Genomic DNA, 18,389 nt, shown 5'->3' with positions numbered 1-18,389 from the left:
CGGAACTGGAGCCGCTTTTCCGCGCAGCCGCTTCTCAATGAGAATTGTCCTCAATTCTAGATTCGTCCCGCGCTACCGGCGCATCAGGATCGAAAGGATTTCTTCTTCAAGCTTTGCAACGCCCGGAGAGGAAAGTCTCCTCGGACGCGGGAGGTCGATCGCGAAAACTTCAGGCGCCCGGTCGGATTCAAGAATCACGGCAGAGTCGGCCATCCGGACGGCTTCGCGCACATCATGCGTAATCATGAGAACCGTCATGCGGCGCCGGGAGAAGACTTCGATCGATTCGTCCTGAAGCTCCTCGCGCGTGAGCGCATCAAGCGCGCCGAAAGGTTCATCCATCAGAAGCACTTCCGGGTCCGCCGCCAGGGCGCGTGCGAACCCCACGCGCTGTTGCTGGCCGCCCGAGAGTTCTCCGGGAAAGCTTTCCGCCCGACTCGAGAGCCCGACAAGAGCGAGTGCTTCCGAGACCCTGGGATCATGGAGAGCACTCTCCCCGCATTCAGGGATGAGCGAGAGCGCAACATTCTCCCTCACGGTCTTCCAGGGAAGGAGCAGAGGCTCCTGAAAAACCATCGAGAGCCTCGGGGCTTCTTTTCCGCCCGTAAAGCGGATCGATCCGCTCTTCTTTTCAATGAGCTTTGAAATCGCCTTGATGAGGGTCGTTTTTCCGCAGCCGGAACGTCCGAGAACCGCCGTCACTTTTCCTCCCGGAAGGGAGAGCGTGAGGTTTGAAACGGGGGGCTTCGCGAGTCCCGGGTAGCTGACCGTGAGATCCCTGATTTCGATGCCGGGAAGCGCTTCAGGGGGCTCCCTGCCCGCATCAGCCGTCCGGGTCGGCTGCTGTCCTCCGGGCGTCTTTTCATCATCAGACGCCGCAGCCTTGCGTGCGGACGTCCAGGGCGCGGCACGTTCTGCCGCAATCCGGAAAAGCTTGTCGCAAATGATGCCGAGAACGGCAATCGTCAGGATGCCCACCATCACGACGTCGGTTCGGGCGAGCGCCGAGGCATCCTCAATCAGGTAGCCGAGGCCTGATGCGGCGGCAATGAGTTCCGATCCGACGAGCGCCCGCCAGGCGTAGCCGAAGCCGAGCCTCAGGCCCGTGATGATCCCGGGCGAAGCGCCCGGAATGAGAATGTGGCGCGCCGCATCCTTTTCCGAAAGCCCGAAGATCCGGGCGAGATCGCGGTAGTCGTTCCTCGCTTTCGAAAGCGCCGTCAGAGCCGAGAGATAAATCGGAAAGAAGCTCGCAAGAACAACGATGGCGAGCTTCGGCGCCTCATCGATCCCGAGCCAGAGAATGAGGAGCGGAACGAGGGAGAGCGGCGGAATGACCCTCAGCGCCTCGAGCGTGAGCGAAAGAAAGTCGAAGAGCCGCTCGGACCGCGAAACCAGAAGCGCGAGCGCGAGCGCAATCGAAGCCGAAATCAGAAAGCCCGAAAAGACCCGCAGCATGGAGGTTGCCGCGTGGTGAAGGAGCTCCCCTGAAGCGAGGAGCGTCATGAAGCGCTCCGCCACGGCCGCCGGCCCGGGGAGCAGAAGCGCCGGAACGCTTCCGGTTTCGGTAATTCCCCACCAGAAGAGCAGAAGCAGGACGGGAAGCGCAAACGGGAGAAGCTTCTTGGTCATCAGCGAAGGGAAAAAGAAAAACGGGAGAAAATGCGTGAACGGGCGCCGGCAGCTGACTTCCGGCGCCCGTTCACTATTCTGGGCTTAAATATTCCTCAGCTCCACTCATCAGGCGAGGAAGATCATGTCCATGATGAAGAAGGTGGGGAAGAGAATCAGCACCGACCAGGCCATATAGCCGAAGAAGGACGGCATCTTGATGCCGCGTTCGTTGCAGATCGCCACCGTCATGAAGTTGGGGGCATTGCCGATGTAGGTGACCGCACCCATGAAGACCGAACCCATGGAGATGGCCATCAGCGTATGCGCATCCTCGTTCATGAGCACCGTCGGATCACCGCCCGCAAGGTTGAAGAAGGCGAGATACGTGGGCGCATTGTCGAGGAACGCCGAGAGCATGCCCGTGAGCCAGAAGAAGACCGTGTTGTTGAAGGTCCCGTCGGCGTTCGTGACGAGGGCAACGAGGGACGCAAAGGCGCCTTCATGGCCCGCACGGAGCATCTCGAGCACCGGCACGATGCAGCAGAAGATGCCGAAGAAGAGCTTCCCGACCTCGAGGATCGGATCCCACGAGAAGTGGTTGGCTTCGCGCGTCGCCTTCGAGGTAAGAACGAGCGAGAGCGCAGCAATCACGATGAAGAGGCCGTCGCGGCAGAGGGATTCGAGCGCGAAGTGAACGCCGAGAACCGTGATCTCAACGCCCGACTTCCAGAAGCCCGACATCAGAACCGCACCGATGATGCAGGCGAGAAGCGGAATGTTGACGAGGCCCTCGAGCGCAAACTTCGTAGACGGATCCTTAGGCTTGAAGCCGTCGGCCACGTCCTTCCTGTACATGATCGTGTCGATCACGTGATGGATGGCAAGAAGAATCGCGCAGCAGAGAAGCCACGGGAGAATGATGTGCTCGGTCGTCCAGAAGAAGGAAACGCCCTTCAGGAAGCCGAGGAAAAGCGGCGGGTCGCCCAAGGGCGTCAGCGCGCCGCCCACATTGGCGACGAGGAAGATGAAGAAGATGAAGGTGCTGATCGAGCGCTTTCTGCCTTCATTGGCATGAATGAGCGGACGAATGAGGAGCATCGCGGCGCCCGTCGTGCCCATGAAGTTCGCGAGCACCGCGCCGAGCGCGAGGAAGCACGTGTTGACGATCGGACGGCCGACGAAGGATCCCTTCACGTGAATGCCGCCCGCCACAATGAAGAGCGACCCCACGAAGATGATGAAGGGCACGTAGTCCGCGAGGAGCACGTGGATGATGGAATTGATGCCCGTCGAAAAGTCGATCAGAAGGCAGAGCGGCACTGCGCAGCAGAGCGCCCAGAAGAGAGCGACCTTGCCGAAATTCGCGTGCCAGAAATGCGGCAGGAAAAGCGGCATGAGCGCAATCGAAAGCAGAATGCCTGCAAACGGAATGGCCCAGCCGAGCCCGAGAGCGCTGCCGTCAAGGGAAGCGGCGCTCGCCGGCAGGGCGGCGGAAAGAAAGGCGAGCGCTGCGAGCGCACGGGCGGGGAAGAGAGACGTCACAAGGAACTCCCAGCTTTATGTTTTGTTTTTGTGGCCGGCCTTCGGGAAAAAACAGCGCCATGGATGGGCGTCAGGAAAAGAAGGCCAGTCGAAGGGCATTGCCGAAATATGTAAAGCGCGAGATGAGCCTCACGATTGCAGCATATACCGCGCTTAACCTTACACCGAAAACCGGGCGCAAGGCTTCCCTTCGCCCGGTTTATATGGTTGAAAACCACCCCTCTAATGCTTTGGGACTATCTCTTTTGTTGGAGTTCGTCGAGCCGGAAAACCTGCCGGAGATATTTGAGATAGCTTTCGTCCTCGCACATGCCTTTTTCGGGCGAATCGGAAATCTTGGCGACGGGCTGGCCGTTGCATTCGATCATCTTGATGACCACGTTCAGGGCCTGCGGGCCGCGGTCGTTCATGAGATTGGTGCCGATGCCGAACCCTAAGCCCACGCGGCCGTTGAAGCGCCGCCAGAGTTCAAGAATGCGCGGCACCGTGAGGCCGTCGGAAAAGATGAGGCACTTCGTTCTCGGGTCGCATTTGTTGGCCGCCCAGTGCTCGATCATTCGCTCGCCCCAGACGAAGGGATCGCCCGAATCATGGCGGGCGCCGTCAAAGAGCTTGCAGAAGTACATGTCGAAGTCCTCGAGGAAGGGCTTCATGCCGTACACGTCCGAGAGCGCAATCCCGAGGTCGCCTCGGTATTCCTTCGCCCACTGCTCGAACCCGAAGACCTGGCTGTCGCGAAGCCTCGGCCCCAGCGCCTGGCAGGCCTGAAGGTATTCATGCGCCATGGTGCCGAGAGGCGTGAGGCCGAGCTCCTTCGCAAAGAGCACGTTCGACGTGCCCGAGAGCCTGCTTCCAAGCCGGTCCTTCAACGCCTCGACCACCTTTCTCTGCCAGGCGCGCGAAAAGCGCCGGCGCGTGCCGTAGTCTGAAATGCGAAGCCCCTCGGCGTCGGGTTCATTCAAAAGCAGATGAATCTTCTCATTGAGCCTTCTCCAGCCCTCCGCTTCAGAGAGCCCGGGGAAGGTTCTGCGGAAGTAGACCTCGTTCACGATGGCGAGCACCGGGATCTCAAAGAGAATGGTATGAAGCCACGGCCCGCGGACGTGAATGTCGATTCCGCCGGGACGCGTCGGGTCAGCCTTCACCTCAATATATTTTCTCTTCAGGTGAAAGAGACTCAGGAATTCAATGAAGTCGGGCTTCATGAACCGGAGGCTTCCGAGATACGAGAGCTCGTCTTCGGTGAAGTAGAGCCCGCAGAGATAGTCGATCTCCGCATTGATCTCATCCACGAAGGGCGCGAGGTCCACTCCCGGCGTGCGGCACTTGAATCGGTACTGCACTTCCGCAGCCGGAAACTGATGCAGCACGCACTGCTGCATCGTGAACTTGTAGAGATCCGTGTCGAGGAGCGACTCGATAATCATGCCTTAGCCTCCGTGGGCTGTCTGTATCTGATCCTGACAGTTTAGCTTCTGCCCGCCGGCATACAGAAAAACCCAGATCTTTTTCAAGAGAAAAAGATGAGGCCCGGAGAAAAAAGAGCACTTTTCGGGAGGCGCACGGGCCTCCCGGCATTTCTCAGGGGACGGCGACCGGAATCAGGACGACATCGGCCGAGCGCATCCCGATCGCTTCCGGAAATGGAAGGAGCGTTGAAAGCGACTTTCCTTCATTCATCCTCATCTCGAGCACCTCTCTGATTCCCGCACTCATGGCGCGCTTCACATCCTCAAGGTCTTCGCCCATGAAGGAAAGGGACGGCGTGTTGCAGGTGAGAATATAAGCGCCGTTCCCGAGGACCCGCAACAGGTCGCAGGGATAAACCAGTTCGGCGTCCCCCTCCGGCTCAACGCGGGCAAGACGCCAGTCGTGAAAGCTCTCCGGCATGGGCACGCATTCGAGTGGCATCGGCTCGGGTTCAGCCTCTCCCGCTTCACGGAGGCGCTCAAGCCTCTCCCCAAGCGCCTCCCGAAGTTTGCTGAGAAGCTCTTCCGGCGTTGCAGCCTCCGCCTCAAGCTTCTCGAAATCCGGCGCAAACCCGCGCCAGAGACCATTTTCCGACGCCATTTCAATAAGGACAAGAAACTTCTTCATTCTTGCTGCTCTTCTCTTTCAGTGTCCGAAAAGCACGCCTTCCCCTTAGAAGCGTGCCCGTTGAATACGGGGAAAATTCTGAAGGACCTTGCGTCAGAAAACGGCTCAGAAAAAACAATCAGGCCCGGAAATCTGCTTCCCGGGCCCGATCTCGCATGACGCGTCAGAGGAGACCTGCCGCCCGAAGCTGCCTCAGGGCTTCCTTCCAGCGCTCCGTGCTTCTCAGGGCCTCAAGCCCGAGAGGCGTCCCGGAGTCAGGGAGAAGTCCGGCCAGGCGCTCAGAGAATCGCTCAGGCCGCTCCCAGTCGAGATCGCGAAGAATCTCATCGACCTCATCGGGATGATTGCAGTGAAGCACCATGTCGCAGCCTGCCGAAAGCGCCCGACGGGCCCGGTCCGCCACGGATTCAGAGCTGCCTGCCCCCTTCATGGAAAGGTCGTCCGAGAAGACGAGGCCCGTGAAGCCGATCTCGTCGCGCAGAATTTCCTTCAAAAGCGTCGGCGAGAAGGTGGCCGTTTCGCCGTCAAATCCCTCATAGGCGACGTGCGCCGTCATGAGAGAGGAGAGTTCTGAGGCGAGTCCCCGATAAACATCAAGGTCCGAAAGCACTTTTTCCCTCGGACGTTCGTCCGCGGGGAGCGCCACGTGGCTGTCGGCTTCCGCCCAGCCGTGTCCCGGAAAGTGCTTCCCGCATGAACCCATGCCGCCCGAACGGAGCCCTGAAATGAGGCCGCGCGCATTGCGTTCAACCTCTTCGGGCGTTCGGCCAAGCGAGCGGTTTCCGATCACCTTCGAGCGTCCGTAATCGATATCGAGTACGGGCGTGAAGCTGAAGTCGACCCCCACGGCGCGAAGTTCAGAGGCGAGAATGAATCCCGCCTGAGCGAGAAGCCCCGGCGCACGGGAACCGAGCCGCAGGAAGTCCCCCATGGGCGGAATCTCGGTAAAGCCTTCGCGAAAGCGCTGCACGCGCCCGCCTTCATGATCGACCGTGATCAGAATGCCGGGGCGGACCGCATGAATGGCGCCCGTGAGCGCAGTGAGCTCCTCGGGCGTGGAATAGTTCCGCGTGAAGAGAATTACCGCGCCCGTGAGCGGATGCTGAAGGCGCTTGATTTCATGAGCGCTGAGCGTCGTGCCTTCAATATCGACCACGACGGGGCCGAGCGATCGAGCGCGTTCGAGCTTTTCAAGCGTGAGCATTCGCTTACTCCGCGGCGATTTTGTCGAGGAGTTCGTTGTAGCGGCGCACGGTCTCGGCAAAACCGAACTGGAGCGCCTCAGCCGTAAAGGCGTGTCCGATCGAGACTTCGAGCACATTGCCGCAGGCCTTAAGGAGCGGCTCAAGATTTTCGAGCGACAGATCATGGCCGGCATTGACGCCGAGCCCCACTTCATCGGCCAACTTCGCGCAGTCGGCATAGGGCGTGACGATCGCGTCCGCAATCGGCGTATTCCAGGCGTCCGCATAGGCTTCGGTATAGAGCTCAATGCGGTCGGCCCCGACTTCCTTGGCAAAACGCGTGTATTCGGGCTCCGGATCCATGAAGAGGCTCACGCGGCAGCCGTATGACTTCGCTTCCTCGATCACGGGAACGAGCCTGGCGCGCACTTCCGGATCAGAAAAGTCAAAGCCGTGGTCTGAGGTTTTCTGGCCCACGGCATCGGGCACGAAGGTCGCCTGATGCGGGCGGATGTCGCGCAGGATCGGCATCAGATTTTCGAAAGGGTTCCCTTCGATATTGAATTCCCGGCCCGGATATTCCTTCACGAGGTCGCTCAGGGGCTTCAGGTCGCTCACGCGGATGTGGCGCTCATCGGGACGCGGATGCACCGTGAGTCCCGCAGCTCCCGCCTCGAGCGCGATGCGGCCGAAAAAGACCGGATCGGGCCAGTTGCCTTCGCGGGAATTGCGGATAAGCGCGACTTTATTCAGATTGACGGAAAGCTGAGTGCGGACCATAAACGCGAAACTCCAGAGCAATTTGAAGCCGGATGCCTTCTGAAGAAAGCTTTTCGGCTGAGATAGAACCTTCGAGCATAACACGCGCCCAAAGACACGGAAGTATCCGTCTGTTTCCCGGAATGACGGAGAGAAAAACCGTCAGAGGCGCTTCAGTTCCGCGAGCACGCGCCGCGTCCTGAGCGGCCGGCCGTCAAGCCTCAGCTCAATCGCCTCGCGGTAGATTTCCCGCGCGGCACGGAGCGCTTCCGGGCGTTCGAGTCGTCCTGCGAGGACGTCGAGCACATCACGTCTCTCCCACGTGCGGATTTCATTCCCGATCGTTCCGGAAACGCCGGCAAGGTCACCAGTTGAGCGGAGCGCAAACCTCGGCGCATCCTCGCCCTCGGAAATGAGCACCTGCCAGCCGCAGATGCGAAGGAGCTCCGCCTCAAAGCGCCTCAAGCCCCGCTGCTGAGCAGCAGGATCGGGGAGCGTCAACGCTTCAAGCACGCGCACGTAGGCCGGAAAGAGCCCGGGATGGACGTCCTCTCGCTCAGTGAGCCGCATGAGAAGTTCGTTCACGTAAAACCCGGAAAGGAGCGCTTCTCCTCTCAGGGGCGGAAGAATGCCGAGCCAGTCCGCCCGCGTAAGGATCTTCGCTTCCTTGCGTCCCGTCCAGGAAAGCTTCAGCGGAACAAAGGGCATCAGCATCCCTTTAAGCGTGGAGCCCGGGCGCTTCGCGCCCCTTGCAATGAGGAGGAGCCGCCCGAAGCGCGCGGTAAAGGCGTCGAGCACAAGGCTCGATTCGCTCCAGGGGTAGGTGTGCAGAATGAAGGCGGGCTGCCCGGCGGGTCGTCCGGTCTTTCTTCCCGACGGGCGATCGCTTTCGGCTTCAATTTCAGAAAGGATCTCGAGCGCTGCGCGCTCGTTCCCGATGAGGTGCGCGATGCTTTCCTCATCGTCCCGGCGCTTTGCGCGGAGCGCAGGCGCCGGGGAAGAAGCCTCTTCGGGAAGCTTCTTCTCCGGCGTCGGGTTATCTGCTCCTGAACGTTCCGTCACGAAAGATCCGCTTGTGATGGAAGTAGATCAGTCGTAGCCGAGCGTCTTCAGCGCCTTCACGTCGTCGGACCACCCGCGGCGCACGCGCACCCAGACTTCGAGGTGCACGGGGCAGCCGAGCTGTTCGGCGATATCCGCTCGCGCAAGACGCGAAATTTCACGGAGCTTCGCGCCCTTTTCGCCGATCACGATCGGCTTGTGGCTCTCGCGGTCAACAATGAGCGTGGCGACGATGTCCGCGTGGCGTTCGCCGTTTTCCTCGGTTTCCTTCCAGCGGTCGATCGTGACCGCCGTTCCGTAGGGAAGCTCGTCGCCCAGAAGCCTGAAGGCCTTCTCGCGAATCGTTTCGGCCGCCATGAAGCGCGGCGACTTGTCCGTGTAGAGCTCGGGATCAAAGTACGGAATGCTTTCCGGAAGAAGCTTCTCGATCTCCTTCAGGAGGTCGTCGAGCTGACGGTGCTTCTCCGCCGAAACCGGAACGATGGACGCAAAGGGGAAGCGCCTCATGGAATCGGCCATGAGGGGAAGCATCGCGTTTCTGTCCTTCGCAAGATCAGTCTTGCTGATGGCGAGGATGACGTTCGAAGCGTCCTTCGGGATGAGCGAAAGCACCTCGAGGTCCGCAGGCCGCCAGCCGGAGGACTCGATAAGGAGCACGATCGCGTCCACCTCGCCTAGGGTCGAGCGGACGGAGCGGTTCATGCGGCGCGTAAGCTGAGTCTTTACTTTCGTCTGAAAGCCCGGCGTGTCGACGAAGATGAACTGCGCCATCTCGGTCGTGAGGACGCCCAGCACTCGGTTGCGCGTGGTCTGGGGCTTCTTCGAGGTGATCGAAACCTTTTCGCCCACAAGCGCGTTGATGAGGGTCGACTTTCCGACATTCGGGCGCCCCACCACCGCGACGTAGCCGCAGCGGAAGCCTTCGGGGACCTTCACGGAATTGAGCGCGCCCGCACGGGCAAGCATCGCCTCAAAGTCGCTCTCGGACGATTCCGCGGGCTCCTCCTTTTCGGGGAGCTCCTGCGGGTTCATGTTCTCTTCAGTCATTTCGAGCGCTCCTTCACCAGTTGAAGGGCCGTCTCGGCGGCTGCCTGTTCGGCAGCGCGGCGGCTTGCGGCCTTTCCGGTCGTAATGATGTTGAGGGAATGGATGCGGCACTCGCATTCAAAGGAACGCTCATGCGCCGCGCCCGTCGTATTGACGATCGCGTATTCAGGACGCGGAAGATGCTCGCCCTGAAGGAGTTCCTGCAGGCGCGTCTTCGGATCCTTGCTCATTTTCTCCGGCGTGAGCGCCGTGAGAATCGGCTCGTAGAGATGCAGAATCACGCGCTGAGCGGTCTCAAAGCCCGCCTCGCGGAAAACCGCACCGAAAATCGCCTCCATGGCGTCGGCGAGAATGGACGGGCGGTGAGCGCCTCCCGTCTTGATTTCGCCTTCGCCCATGAAGAGAAATGAGGAAATATCGATTCGGGTCGCAATCTCAAAGAGCGTTCCCTCGCAGACGAGGTTTGCGCGCACGCGCGACAGTTCGCCCTCGTTGAAGTGCTTGTCGCGCAGAAACAGCGCGTAGCCGATGACGCAGTTGAGAACCGAGTCGCCCAAGAATTCCAGACGCTCGTTATGCTCCTGAGCGAAGCTGCGGTGGGTGACCGCACGCCTCAGGAGCTTTTTATCGGTGAATTCATATCCGATGCGTTCTTCGAGCTCTGTAAGCGGAAGCATGTCTTTTTAGTCTTCTATTAATACCTGGGGGTCACATTCGGAACCATTTCGGTCAGCGGAAGCTGCCGATGCGGGTCATGTCTCCGAAATTGGCCCAGATGAATACAGCCCGGCCGACCAGATTTTCGTCAGGCACGAAGCCCCAGTAGCGGCTGTCCTCGCTGTTGTCGCGGTTGTCGCCCATGACGAAGTACTTCCCGTCGGGAACGGTGCAGACGAAGCCGCGATTGTTGTAGTCGCAGGTCTCTTCCTTTCTCATGACGGCATGCATGGGAACCCAGCTCGGACGACGGTGGTCGAGCGCCATGAGGTGCGAGACGCCCGCGAGATCCTCGTCGCGTTCGTCAAGGGTCACCATTGTGGATTCGTCGACGAAGTCGCGCGGATCGCTCTGCTTCTGCTCGACGCCGTTGATGTAGACGACCTTGTCGCGGTATTCCACGCGGTCGCCCGGGACGCCCACAACGCGCTTGATGAAGTCGACGTTCTCATCCATCGGATAGCGGAAGACGACGACATCGCCGCGCTTCGGCGCGCCGAGGTCGATCACCTTCATGTTCGACACCGGAAGACGAATGCCGTAGTCGAACTTGTTGACGAGGATGAAGTCGCCGATGTGGAGCGTCGGCAGCATCGACCCGGAAGGAATGCGGAAGGGCTCGAAGAGGAAGCTCCTCAGAAGGAAGACCACCAGAATCACCGGGAAGAGCCCGGCGGTGTATTCGAGCCACCAGGGCTGACGAATCGCCCTGGCGCGGATCGCACGGTATTCCTCGGCAACCGAAGCTTCGCCGCGGCGCAGCGCCTCGCGATTGGCAGCCTCGAACTCGCTCGCGAGCGCCTCGGCCTTCCTCACCCGGGCGGGATAAAACTTCACGCGCTCGAGAATCCAGAAAATGCCCGTGAAGATCGAGAGGAGAAATAGGATCAGAGCAAAATTCATCTGAGTCTTCTTAAAAAATTACTTTTCTTCCGTCTGGAGGATCGCAAGGAAGGCTTCCTGCGGAATCTCCACGCTGCCCACCTGCTTCATGCGCTTCTTGCCGGCCTTCTGCTTTTCAAGGAGCTTGCGCTTGCGGGTGATGTCGCCGCCGTAGCACTTCGCAAGAACGTTCTTTCTGAGCGCCTTCACATTCTCGCGGGCGATGATGTTGGCGCCGATTGCCGCCTGAATGGAGACTTCATACATCTGGCGGGGAATGAGCGTTCTCAGGCGCTGCACGAGCTCGCGCCCGCGGGGAACCGCATTGGAGCGGTGCATGATCGCGGAGAGCGGGTCCACCTTGTCGCCGTTGATGAGGATGTCGACTCGAACGACGTCAGCCGCACGGTACTCCTTGAACTCATAGTCCATGGAAGCATAGCCGCGCGTCAAGGACTTCATGCGGTCGAAAAAGTCAAGAACAATTTCAGCGAGCGGGAGATCATAGGTGAGATGCACCTGACGGCCGTGATAGGCGAGATTTGTCTGAATGCCGCGCTTTTCCTGGCAGAGCTTCATCACGGCGCCCACGAATTCGTTGGGCACGAAGATCGTGACCGAATCGATGGGTTCGCGGATTTCCTCGATCTTGTCGACGGGAGGAAGCTTCGAGGGGTTTTCAACCTGAATCACTTCGCCGTCGGTGAGGAGCACCTCATAGACGACGGAAGGCGCCGTCGTGATGAGGTCCATGTTGTATTCGCGCTCGAGACGCTCCTGGACGATGTCCATGTGAAGGAGCCCGAGGAACCCCGCGCGGAAGCCGAAGCCGAGAGCCTGAGAGCTCTCGGGCTCAAAGCGCAGCGCCGCGTCGTTCAACTGGAGCTTCGTGAGCGCGTCGCGAAGCGCATCGTACTGGTTCGACTCAACCGGGAAGAGGCCCGCGAAGACCTGAGGCTTCACGGCCTTGAAGCCCGGAAGGGGCTTCTCGGCGGGCTTCTGGGCGAGCGTCACCGTGTCGCCCACGCGGGCGTGCTTCAGTTCCTTAATGCCGGCAATAACAAAGCCCACTTCACCCGCGGAGAGCGCATCGCGAAGCTTGCTCTTCGGCGTGAAGACGCCCACCTGTTCAACGAGGTGCGTGGCGCCCGTCGCCATCAGCTGAATCTTGTCCTTCGGACGGATCGTGCCGTTCACCACGCGCACGAGCATCACGACGCCCACGTAGTTGTCGAACCAGGAGTCGATGATGAGGGCCTGGAGCGGCGACTCAGGATCGCCCTTGGGCGCGGGAACGTCGCGCACGACGCGCTCGAGAATCTCGTCGACGCCGAGACCCGTCTTCGCAGAACAGGGAATCGCATCCGTCGCATCGATGCCGATCACGTCCTCAATTTCCTCGGCAGCGGCAATCGGATCCGCGCTCGCAAGGTCCATCTTGTTGAGGACCGGAATCACGGAAACGCCGAGATCGATCGCGGTGTAGCAGTTGGCAACCGTCTGCGCCTCAACGCCCTGCGTCGCATCGACGACGAGAAGCGCGCCTTCGCAGGCGGAGAGCGAGCGGCTCACTTCATAGGAAAAGTCAACATGCCCCGGCGTGTCGATGAGGTTGAGCTCATAGACCTTTCCGTCCTTCGCCTTGTAGCGAAGCGCAGCCGTCTGGGCCTTGATCGTAATGCCGCGCTCCTTCTCGAGATCCATGCTGTCGAGCACCTGCTCGCTCATTTCACGGTCGGAGAGGCCGCCGCAGCGCTGAATCAAGCGGTCGGCAAGCGTTGACTTGCCATGGTCGATATGGGCGATGATCGAAAAGTTGCGAATGTTCTGCATCGTCAGGGAAATGGTGTTCAGTCGGGGCGAGATCATTGCTCGGCGGTTGGCGAGCGATCAGGAATAATCAGATCGAGCGGCCGTCTGCAGGGCGCTCGGAATCCGCGCTTTCCAAATTAAGTCAAGGCGGCAAAAATCCCCGGAATCCGGGATTTTACAGCAGATGCGGCACCCTTCTCTCGCCCGCAAGAGAAAAAGGACGCCTCCCCGTAATGAGAAGACGTCCTTTCCGAAATCAGCGCGTTTTCAACGCGGCAATCAGGCTTCGTAGCGCTTGTAGATCACCGTCGAATTCGTGCCGCCGAAGCCGAAGGAATTCTTCATCGCCGCGCGGATCGTCATCTTTCTTGCCTGGTTGGCGCAGAAGTCGATCCCCTCGCACTCCGGATCAACCTTGTCGAGGTTGATGGTCGGGGGCGAAACCTGTTCGGCAACGGCCATGACGGAAAAGACGGACTCGATGCCGCCCGCGCCGCCGAGAAGGTGACCCGTCATCGACTTGGTGGAGTTGACGACAAGCTTCTTCGCGTGTTCGCCGAAGACCTCGCGGATCGCCTTCACTTCGTTGGCGTCGCCCACGGACGTGGAGGTGCCGTGCGCATTGAGGTAGTCGATGTCGTCGGGGTTCATGCCGGCATGGCGAAGCGCCATGCGCATGCAGCGGACCGGACCGTCGGTGGCAGGCGTCGTGATGTGATGCGCGTCGCCCGAGAGGCCGTAGCCCACGACTTCGGCATAAATCTTCGCGCCGCGTGCCTTGGCGTGCTCAAGCTCCTCGAGAACGAGAACGCCCGAACCCTCGCCCATCACGAAGCCGTCGCGGTCGACGTCGAACGGACGGGAAGCCTTCTCAGGCTCGTCGTTGCGGCGCGAAAGCGCGTGCATGGCGTCGAAGCCGCCGATGCCCAGCTTGCAGACCGTCGCTTCAGCGCCGCCCGCAATCATCACGTCCGCATCGCCGCGGGCAATGATGTACATCGCCTCGCCGATGGCGTGAAGACCCGTCGAGCAGGCCGTGACGTGCGCAATGTTGGGGCCCTTCAGGCCCTTCATGATGGCGAGCTGACCCGAAACCATGTTGATGATGCAGCCCGGGATCATAAAGGGAGAAATGCGGCGGGGACCGCGGCTCACCATCGCGTCGTTGTTGGCGCAGATGGAGGGAAGACCGCCGATGCCCGCACCGATCGCAACGCCCGTCATCGGAGCGTTTTCCTCGGTGATCTCGAGGCCGGAGTCCTCAAGCGCCATCAGGCCGGCGGCAACGCCGAAATGCACGAAGCGGTCGAAGCGGCGGACTTCCTTGACGCCGAGATACTTCGCGGCGTCAAAATCCTTCACTTCGCCTGCAATCTGGCAGCCGAATTCTGAAGGATCAAAGGCGGTGATGCGGCCGATGCCGCTCTTGCCTTCAAGCGCATTCTTCCAGCTTGTCGCGAGATCCGCGCCAAGGGGGGAGACCATGCCGAGGCCGGTCACGACTACGCGGCGATTCATCATTTCCAAAAACTCCTTGCTTCCCGCCCTGAGCATCCAGAAGCTCCGACGGATGGATTAGCAGAAACTCGGGATATCCCTGTCCCCGCAAACAAAGCGGGACCCGTTACCGAGTCCCGCTGATGCCTGGCCTTCCTATGAGGATGACTCCGAAGTCCGAAATTCCTCTTTGCAGAAGCGCACAGGCCGGCTCTCTCTAGAGAGAATGCCGATTACTTGTTGACGGCAGCCTTGACGAAGTCAACAGCCTGCTGAACCGTGCGGAGGTTTTCCTGCTCGGTGTCAGGGATTTCAATGCCGAAAGCGTCCTCGAGAGCGAGGGACATTTCAACGGTGGTCAGGCTGTCGGCGCCGAGGTCTTCGATGAAGGAGGATTCGTTCTTGATGTCCTCTTCCTTGATGCCAAGCTGTTCGGCGATGATCTTCTTGACCTTCTGTTCGATTTCGTCCATTTTTAATTTCACTCCGTAGGGGTTGATTTCACTTTGGGAAAACCCCGTGCTTATGGAGCAGGCAGGGTTGAAAAAAGTTTATCCGGTGATTTTAGCAAAAGCCTTTCTGAGGTGCTTTTGAAAATCAGCCCATAAACATGCCGCCGTTCACATGGAGCGTAACGCCCGTCAGATAGGCGCCCGCAGGCGATGCGAGGTAGAGGCAGGCATTGGCGATGTCATCCGTTTGACCGAGGCGACCGAGGGCGATCTGCTTGAGGAGCGCTTCGCGATGATCCTCAGGAAGATCCTTCGTCATGTCGGTATCGATGAAGCCGGGGGCGACGCAGTTGACCGTCACGCCGCGCGAACCGATTTCGCGCGCAAGCGCCTTCGTCATGCCCATGAGGCCCGCCTTGGCGGCGGCATAGTTCACCTGACCGGCATTGCCCATGGCGCCCACAACGGAACCCATGGAGATGATGCGGCCGGAGCGCTGCTTCATCATCGGACGAACGCAGGCGCGGGCGAGCCGGAAGGCTGCCGTGAGATCCGTTTCAATCACGTCTTCCCAGGCGTCGTCCTTCATGCGAAGAACAAGGTCGTCCTTCGTGATGCCGGCATTGTTGACGAGAATGTCGATTCTGCCCTTTTCCTTCACGAGGTCGGTCACAGCCTTCTGGGAAGCCGCCGCATCGCAGACATTAAGCACGATGCCCTTGCCGGAGCCGCCGAGCGCCTCTGCGCGCTCGGTAATCTTCTGCGCGCCCGCTTCAGAGGTCGCCGTACCGACGACGTAGGCGCCCGCCTTCATGAAGGCTTCCATGACCGCAGCGCCGATGCCGCGGGAAGCGCCCGTCACAAGGGCCACCTGGCCGGCAAGCGCGTCGGCAGCAAAAATCATCTTTTCCATTTTTAAGATCCTTATTTCCTTTGAATTCGGGGCTTACTGCGCGGCCTTCAGCTTCTCGAGCGCGGCGGCCAGCGTCGCCGCATCCGAAATGCCGTAGATGCGGATTTCAGGCGCAATGCGGCGGATGAGGCCCTGGAGGACCTTCCCCGGACCGCATTCGACGATGTCCGTGACGCCGTCGGCCGCCATCTTCTGGATGGTCTTCACCCACTGCACTGGCGAGGAAACCTGCTCGGCGAGCACCGTGCGGATTTCAGCCGGATCGGCATGCGTCTTAACGTCCACATTGGCGATAACGGGAATTTCCGGCACGGACAGCTCGACTTCCGCAAGCCGGGCGGCAAGCTTTTCGCCCGCGGGCTTCAGCATGCTCGAATGGAAGGGACCCGAAACGGCAAGTTCAATAGCGCGGCGGCAGCCTTTAGCCTTGACGAGTTCAATCGCCTTCGCGAGGGCTTTCTTTTCGCCCGCGATGACAACCTGGCCGGGAGAATTGAAGTTGACGGCTTCCACCGGCCCCGTTTTAGAAGCTTCCGCGCAGCATTCAAGCACATCCGCGTCGGAGAGGCCGATCACGGCGCACATGCCGCCGACGCCAACGGGAACGGCGCTCTGCATCGCTTCGGCACGGAAGCGCACGAGCTTCACAGCTTCTTCGAAGCCGAAAACGCCGGAAGCAGTCAGTGCGGAATATTCGCCGAGCGAGTGGCCGGCCATCACTTCGGGCTTCATGCCGCCGGCAGCGAGCCAGGCTTCATAAAACGCGACGCTTGCCGTGAGCAGCGCGGGCTGCGTGTTGACGGTAAGGCCGAGCTCTTCAGCAGGTCCTTCCGCAATCAGCTTTGAGATCGGGAAACCGAGCGCCGCATCCGCGCGCCGCACGTAGTCCTCAACAACCTCGTTGCCGGAAAAGCCGTTCAGCATGCCGACAGACTGGCTGCCCTGGCCGGGGAAGACAAAAGCTAGACGCATAGTCCAGGCTCCTAGTAAAGAATGAAAAAGAGACTATCAGACGTTTGCACGCCACTTGAGAATTGCCGATCCCCAGGCCATGCCGGCGCCTACCGCCTGCAGAAGCACAAGGTCGCCGTCCTTCACGCGGTTTTCCTTCACGGCAGCGTCGAGCGCCAGAGGAACGCTTGCGGCGGAGGTATTGCCGTGCTCGCTCACGGTCCTCACCATCGCCTCATCAGGGATTCCGAGCTTCTTCGCGACCATCGTCATGATGCGCAGATTTGCCTGATGGGGAACAAAAAGCTTCACTTCCGAGGGAGAGACGCCGGCAAGACGCGCCACCTCTTCTGCCGATCCCGTGAGGCCGTCGACAGCGAGCTTGAATACCTGCCTGCCGTCCATATTGATGTAGGGCGAGCCGGCAATCCGGCCGTTGCTCAGGCAGGCGGTAAGTCCGAGCACCTTTTCATCGTAGCGCCCGTCGGCATACATGCGGGCAGCGAGAATCCCCGGCGCGTCGCTCGCCTCGAGGGCAACCGCACCCGCACCGTCGCCGAAAAGAACGCACGTGGATCGATCGTTGAAATCGATCACGCGGGACATGGTTTCGGCGCCGACAACCAGCGCGCGGCGATAAGGACCGGCGCGGAGCATCGCGTCCGCTGCGTTGAGGGCGTAAATAAAGCCCGCACACACGGCCTGAACGTCAAACGCCGCGCACCCGGTGCAGCCGAGCATCGACTGAACGTGCGCGGCCGTCGACGGGAAGACCATGTCGGGCGTCGTGGTCGCAACCACGATGAGATCGATGGAATCCGGCTCGAAATGAGCGCGCTCCATCGCCTCCTTCGCAGCTGCGGCAGCTAATTCTGTGGTTGTTTCACCGAGTGCAGGATCTGCGAAGCGCCGGGCTTCAATGCCCGTACGCGTGCGAATCCATTCGTCATTGGTTTCCACCCCGATCGATGCGAGGCGGGTCGCTAGCTCGGCATTGGAGATCCGAGTCTTCGGAAGCGCAGAGCCCGTTGCGGCAATGCGTGAATACATGCTCATGTGGCGGCCGTACCGGTAATTATCTGAATCAATAGATATTACACGTACAGATTTCTGCGGGAACGGCGTTCTCATCGCCCTCACGGCGTAGCGTCTACTTGGTATTTCCGTCATCCGGCCATAAAAAAAGGGACCCCGTCAGGGATCCCTCTTTTTTCGCTTTTCTGCGCCCTCGTAATTCTTGGCCTTCGAATCACGCGTCAGCTTCCAAGCCTCTTGCGTCGAGCACAATCACCGTGGGGTGCGCGCGGCATCTTCGCGCGAGGCTTCTATTGAATCTGAACGTTCAGGGCTCAGCCTCAGCCAGGATTATTCGTCCTGCTTCGTCGCGATGACCTTCTTGCCGCGATAGAAGCCGGTCGGGCTGATGTGATGACGACGATGGACTTCGCCGGTCGTCGCTTCGACAGCCGTCGGAGGATTCTTCAAGAAGTCATGAGCACGGCGATTGCCGCGACGGGCGACCGATTTCTTATTCTGCTGAACAGCCATGGCTAACCCCACGTAGGTTTAAGCGAGTGTCGAAAAAATTTGCTTCCGTGACCAGGCACTCGTTCCAGAACACGGAATTCCATGATTGCACTGCAGGTTCCCTTCCGGGTACATGCAGCAAGCGGCGGATTTTATCAAATCTCCAGAAAAATCTCAGCCGGAGATCAGATATTTTTATTCCGAAGCCTTACAGGAAAAAAGGGGAAGCCTATCGACTTCCCCTTCTCTAAAAATCTGGAGCGGGAGACGAGTCTCGAACTCGCGACCTCAACCTTGGCAAGGTTGCGCTCTACCAACTGAGCTACTCCCGCA

Annotated in this window: 17 protein-coding genes and 1 tRNA gene; all 18 read right to left on the bottom strand. The window is 60.0% G+C overall.

Going from position 1 to position 18,389, the window contains the following annotated elements:
- Positions 1-72: 72 nt before the first annotated feature.
- The 18 genes from GBM95_RS02055 to GBM95_RS01970 all read right to left on the bottom strand — a co-directional run bounded on the left by GBM95_RS02055 (position 73) and on the right by GBM95_RS01970 (position 18,388).
- Complete coding sequence (locus GBM95_RS02055) at positions 73-1,632, bottom strand: ATP-binding cassette domain-containing protein (RefSeq protein WP_152157555.1); 1,560 nt, start codon at positions 1,630-1,632, stop codon at positions 73-75.
- Between the two features lie 108 nt (positions 1,633-1,740).
- On the bottom strand, positions 1,741-3,156 hold the full coding sequence (locus GBM95_RS02050) for a sodium:proton antiporter (RefSeq protein ID WP_152157554.1): 1,416 nt from the start codon (positions 3,154-3,156) through the stop codon (positions 1,741-1,743).
- A gap of 236 nt (positions 3,157-3,392) precedes the next feature.
- Positions 3,393-4,583, bottom strand: a complete 1,191-nt coding sequence (gene pncB, locus GBM95_RS02045) for a nicotinate phosphoribosyltransferase (protein WP_152157553.1) — start codon at positions 4,581-4,583, stop codon at positions 3,393-3,395.
- Positions 4,584-4,737: 154 nt separating this feature from the next.
- Positions 4,738-5,253: a type II toxin-antitoxin system HicB family antitoxin gene (locus tag GBM95_RS02040; RefSeq protein ID WP_152157552.1), complete on the bottom strand. Its 516-nt coding sequence runs from the start codon at positions 5,251-5,253 to the stop codon at positions 4,738-4,740.
- A 163-nt stretch (positions 5,254-5,416) separates the two neighbouring features.
- A complete protein-coding gene (nagZ, locus tag GBM95_RS02035) occupies positions 5,417-6,457 on the bottom strand; it encodes a beta-N-acetylhexosaminidase (RefSeq protein ID WP_152157551.1) in 1,041 nt (346 codons plus the stop codon).
- Between the two features lie 4 nt (positions 6,458-6,461).
- Positions 6,462-7,217: a pyridoxine 5'-phosphate synthase gene (locus GBM95_RS02030; protein WP_152157550.1), complete on the bottom strand. Its 756-nt coding sequence runs from the start codon at positions 7,215-7,217 to the stop codon at positions 6,462-6,464.
- Between the two features lie 141 nt (positions 7,218-7,358).
- Positions 7,359-8,258 carry a DNA repair protein RecO gene (gene recO, locus GBM95_RS02025; protein WP_193222537.1) on the bottom strand — a complete coding sequence of 300 codons (900 nt, stop codon included), beginning with the start codon at positions 8,256-8,258 and terminating at the stop codon, positions 7,359-7,361.
- A 27-nt stretch (positions 8,259-8,285) separates the two neighbouring features.
- Positions 8,286-9,224, bottom strand: a complete 939-nt coding sequence (gene era / locus GBM95_RS02020; RefSeq protein ID WP_297611175.1) for a GTPase Era — start codon at positions 9,222-9,224, stop codon at positions 8,286-8,288.
- Positions 9,225-9,301: 77 nt separating this feature from the next.
- Complete coding sequence (gene rnc, locus GBM95_RS02015) at positions 9,302-9,982, bottom strand: ribonuclease III (RefSeq protein WP_152157547.1); 681 nt, start codon at positions 9,980-9,982, stop codon at positions 9,302-9,304.
- A gap of 52 nt (positions 9,983-10,034) precedes the next feature.
- Positions 10,035-10,925 (bottom strand): signal peptidase I, encoded by an 891-nt coding sequence (gene lepB, locus GBM95_RS02010; protein WP_152157546.1) that lies wholly within the window; start codon positions 10,923-10,925, stop codon positions 10,035-10,037.
- A gap of 18 nt (positions 10,926-10,943) precedes the next feature.
- Positions 10,944-12,737, bottom strand: coding sequence for a translation elongation factor 4 (gene lepA / locus GBM95_RS02005; protein ID WP_152157545.1), 1,794 nt, complete (start codon positions 12,735-12,737; stop codon positions 10,944-10,946).
- Positions 12,738-12,995: 258 nt separating this feature from the next.
- Positions 12,996-14,237, bottom strand: a complete 1,242-nt coding sequence (fabF, locus tag GBM95_RS02000; RefSeq protein ID WP_152157544.1) for a beta-ketoacyl-ACP synthase II — start codon at positions 14,235-14,237, stop codon at positions 12,996-12,998.
- A gap of 209 nt (positions 14,238-14,446) precedes the next feature.
- Entirely contained in the window at positions 14,447-14,686 is a 240-nt protein-coding gene (gene acpP, locus GBM95_RS01995) for an acyl carrier protein (RefSeq protein WP_139687876.1), read from the bottom strand.
- 124 nt (positions 14,687-14,810) lie between these two features.
- Positions 14,811-15,578: a 3-oxoacyl-ACP reductase FabG gene (fabG, locus tag GBM95_RS01990; RefSeq protein ID WP_152157543.1), complete on the bottom strand. Its 768-nt coding sequence runs from the start codon at positions 15,576-15,578 to the stop codon at positions 14,811-14,813.
- A gap of 33 nt (positions 15,579-15,611) precedes the next feature.
- On the bottom strand, positions 15,612-16,550 hold the full coding sequence (gene fabD, locus GBM95_RS01985; RefSeq protein WP_152157542.1) for an ACP S-malonyltransferase: 939 nt from the start codon (positions 16,548-16,550) through the stop codon (positions 15,612-15,614).
- A 36-nt stretch (positions 16,551-16,586) separates the two neighbouring features.
- Positions 16,587-17,585 (bottom strand): beta-ketoacyl-ACP synthase III, encoded by a 999-nt coding sequence (locus GBM95_RS01980; RefSeq protein WP_152157541.1) that lies wholly within the window; start codon positions 17,583-17,585, stop codon positions 16,587-16,589.
- 309 nt (positions 17,586-17,894) lie between these two features.
- Complete coding sequence (gene rpmF, locus GBM95_RS01975) at positions 17,895-18,077, bottom strand: 50S ribosomal protein L32 (RefSeq protein ID WP_005430449.1); 183 nt, start codon at positions 18,075-18,077, stop codon at positions 17,895-17,897.
- Between the two features lie 235 nt (positions 18,078-18,312).
- Positions 18,313-18,388 (bottom strand) — tRNA-Gly (locus tag GBM95_RS01970).
- Position 18,389 lies beyond the last annotated feature (1 nt).

The organism is Sutterella seckii, assembly GCF_009183815.1.
Lineage (GTDB): Bacteria > Pseudomonadota > Gammaproteobacteria > Burkholderiales > Burkholderiaceae_F > Sutterella > Sutterella seckii.
The sequence above is the reverse complement of the archived record's forward strand: the minus strand, read 5'-3'. Positions and strand labels throughout refer to the sequence as shown.